The following is a 2,977-nucleotide window of genomic DNA, read 5'->3' on the forward strand; positions in this document are numbered from 1 at the left end:
TGATTGAACAATTACGTCATTTCCCCAAAGCCGATCATGATGATGGCCCGGACGCCCTGCACATGTTGTGGGCGCTGGCCATTTCCGGCGCGGGTAACTTTGAATTTAAAGCGGTTCCGCGTGGTTACGATAATGATCGTGGCAGTCGGTTCGGCTCGGGAGGTTGGTAGTATGGGACAAATCGTTGACCAGTATGGTCGTCCGCTTAAACGTGAAGTACTGAAAGAGTCTCAGACCTCACAGGTGGCACAACTTAACCGCCAGTGGCCACTGCATCCATCCAAAGGGCTGAGCATTAGCAAGTTGCCACGTATCCTTGAAGCGGCAGAACGCGGGGACTTGGCAGCTCAGGCAGATTTATTTGAGGATATGCTGGAGCGTGATGGTCATATCTTCTCTGAGATGGCCAAGCGCAAGAATGCCTTGTTAACGCTGGACTGGAGCATTGAGCCACCGGAGAACGCCACTGCCGCCGAAAAAGAGCTGGCAATGATGGTTTCTTCGTGGATGAAATCCCTCCCCGATATGGAGGATATTATCCTCAATGCGGCCGATGCTATTGGTCATGGCTTTGCGGCGCAGGAAATTGAGACCTGGGAACTGGAGGGAAATATCTGGTTGCCAACTAAAGTGGTGCTGCGCCCCCATCGCTGGTTCAGTACCACGCCAGAGACTAACGACGAAATACGCCTCAATGACGGCACCTTCAATGGTTCCGAACTCTGGCCATTCGGCTGGTTAGTGCATACGCACAACGCTAAGCCGGGGTTTATTGCCCAGTCCGGTCTATACCGTGTATTAGTCTGGCCTTATTTGTTCAAAAACTACGCCTTGCGTGACCTGGCTGAGTTTCTTGAGATTTACGGTCTACCTGCCCGCGTCGGTAAATACATGCAAGGGGCCACTGAGAAAGAAAAAGACTCGTTGCTTCATGCCCTGGTGACACTGGGCCATGATGCGGCGGGTATTATTCCAGACGGCAGTTCGATTGAGTTTCACTCTGCGGCCAGTGGCCAGGCTGACCCATTCCAGGCAATGATTGATTGGGCTGAACGTACCGAGTCTAAAGTTATCTTGGGGGGAACACTTACCAGTCAGGCAGACGGTAGAACATCAACCAATGCCCTGGGTAATGTCCATAACGATGTGCGTCACGATATTCTGGTGGCAGATGCCCGTCAGTTGGAAGGGTTCTTCCGGGGCTTTATTCGGATGTTGCTGGCGCTAAATGACCAAGAAGTCAGCCCGCGCCGACAGCCTAAGCTGGTGTTTGATACCAGTGATATTGAGGATATTAAAGTCTTCTCTGAGGGGGTATCTAACCTGGTGAGTTCAGGAATGAAGACCATCCCGACCTCGTGGATCCATAAAAAACTGGGCATCCCTGTACCGCAGCAAGGCGAGGACGTGCTGATACCGCCAGAGCCCGCGCCCATGTCAGCCAGTTTGTCGCAACAGTTTAAATCCTTTGCGGCGTTGACCGCGAACCCGGAGAGTGACGACCCCGTGCAGGTGGTTCTGGATAATGCGTACTCTGTGCCGGAAGTCATTAATCAGGCTATGGGTAAACTCATTACACCCCTGGTGGCCGCCCTGAATCAGGGCCAGTCGCCTGACGAGGCCATCAATATTATCGCCGCCAGTTATCCGGCGTTGGATGACAGTCAGCTCCAGCAGCTGCTGACCCAGGCAATATTTGTGGCTGATATCTGGGGGCATCTCAATGCCGAAAGCTGATGTCAATCTAGCGGAGGCGATGACGCTCAAGCCAGACGAAGCCATTCGCTACTTTGAATCCAAGGGGTATACCGTTGGTTTCAACTGGCATGACGTGGAAGCCCGCGCCCATGCCACGGCGTTCACGGTGGCGGGGATACTGAAGCAAGATGTGCTGGAAGATGTTCGCCACAGCCTGAATGATAGCCTGCGTAACGGCACCACCTTTGAGCAGTTCAAAAAGCAACTTATCCCGGTGTTGGAGCAAAAAGGCTGGATGGGGAAAGGACTGGTGGCCGATGCGGATGGCGTTCTTGAGGGTAAGCAGCTCAGCCCGCGCCGACTGAAAACCATCTTCCAGACCAATATGCAGTCAGCCTATAACGCGGGCCGCTATGAAGAGCAACTCGCCAACGCCGAGTTTCGTCCCTATTTGGAGCGAATTGCGGTCATGGACAGGCTAACACGTCCCAAACATGCCGCGTTAAATGGCTTTACCGCCCGTTATGATGATCCGGTCTGGCAGTTTATGTATCCGCCGGATGGTTACCGTTGCCGCTGCCGCGTTCGGGCGCGTTCTGAGGCGGATATCAACCGCTATAGCATCACCGTGCAATCCAGCCAGGACAGAATTGAGACCGTGCAACAGGCATGGGGGCCAAATGATACGCGCTCAGTTCAGGCTTTTCGTATCAATGGCGAGCTGTATACCCCGGATGCGGGCTTTGGTCACAATCCGGGCCAGGGTGATTTGTCCGCACTGGGGCAACGGTTAATGGATAAATCTGCGGTGGCGTCTCCGCGCCTGGCATCCATTGCCGTCAAAGAAACCCTGAGTAATAACACGCTGTTAAATGCCGTTAAAACAGATGTTAAACGCTGGGTCAATCAGGTATCACTCCAGCCAAAACCCAAGGGCTCGTTACGTCATCTTGGCGCTATTGAACCCGAGACCCTCACCAAACTGGAGATGCGCGGGCAAGCGCCTGGCTCTGTGACCTTAACCGCTTTCGATAATGCGGTACTGGATGCCCCCGGCCCGCTGTGGGCAGAACTGCCGGAACTGTTACAACGTCCGGTGGCGACATTGCTCGATAATGAGCAACTGGTCTATATCGTTCGCCAGGGAAACGAGGTTATGGGTGTGACGGCTCCGCTAACCGGTGGCAATACCGGCTTGTCACTCAACCTGATGCATAAAGGCGCTGCGCTGACGGAAGCGCAGCGCGGTGAATTGGCGAAGTTGCCCATACTGGCAGGG

2 protein-coding genes are annotated in these 2,977 nt (G+C 54.0%); both read left to right on the forward strand.

The window, feature by feature from the left end; all coding sequences use genetic code 11:
• Positions 1–171: 171 nt before the first annotated feature.
• On the forward strand, positions 172–1,737 hold the full coding sequence (locus AEP37_RS23045; RefSeq protein WP_049615511.1) for a DUF935 domain-containing protein: 1,566 nt from the start codon (positions 172–174) through the stop codon (positions 1,735–1,737).
• On the forward strand, positions 1,724–2,977 hold a 1,254-nt coding region (locus AEP37_RS23050), incomplete at its 3' end, for a phage head morphogenesis protein (RefSeq protein ID WP_049615512.1). The genes AEP37_RS23045 and AEP37_RS23050, both read left to right, overlap by 14 nt.

Origin of the sequence: Yersinia pekkanenii (genome assembly GCF_001152565.1) — a bacterium.
In the GTDB taxonomy this organism is placed as follows: Bacteria; Pseudomonadota; Gammaproteobacteria; order Enterobacterales; family Enterobacteriaceae; genus Yersinia; species Yersinia pekkanenii.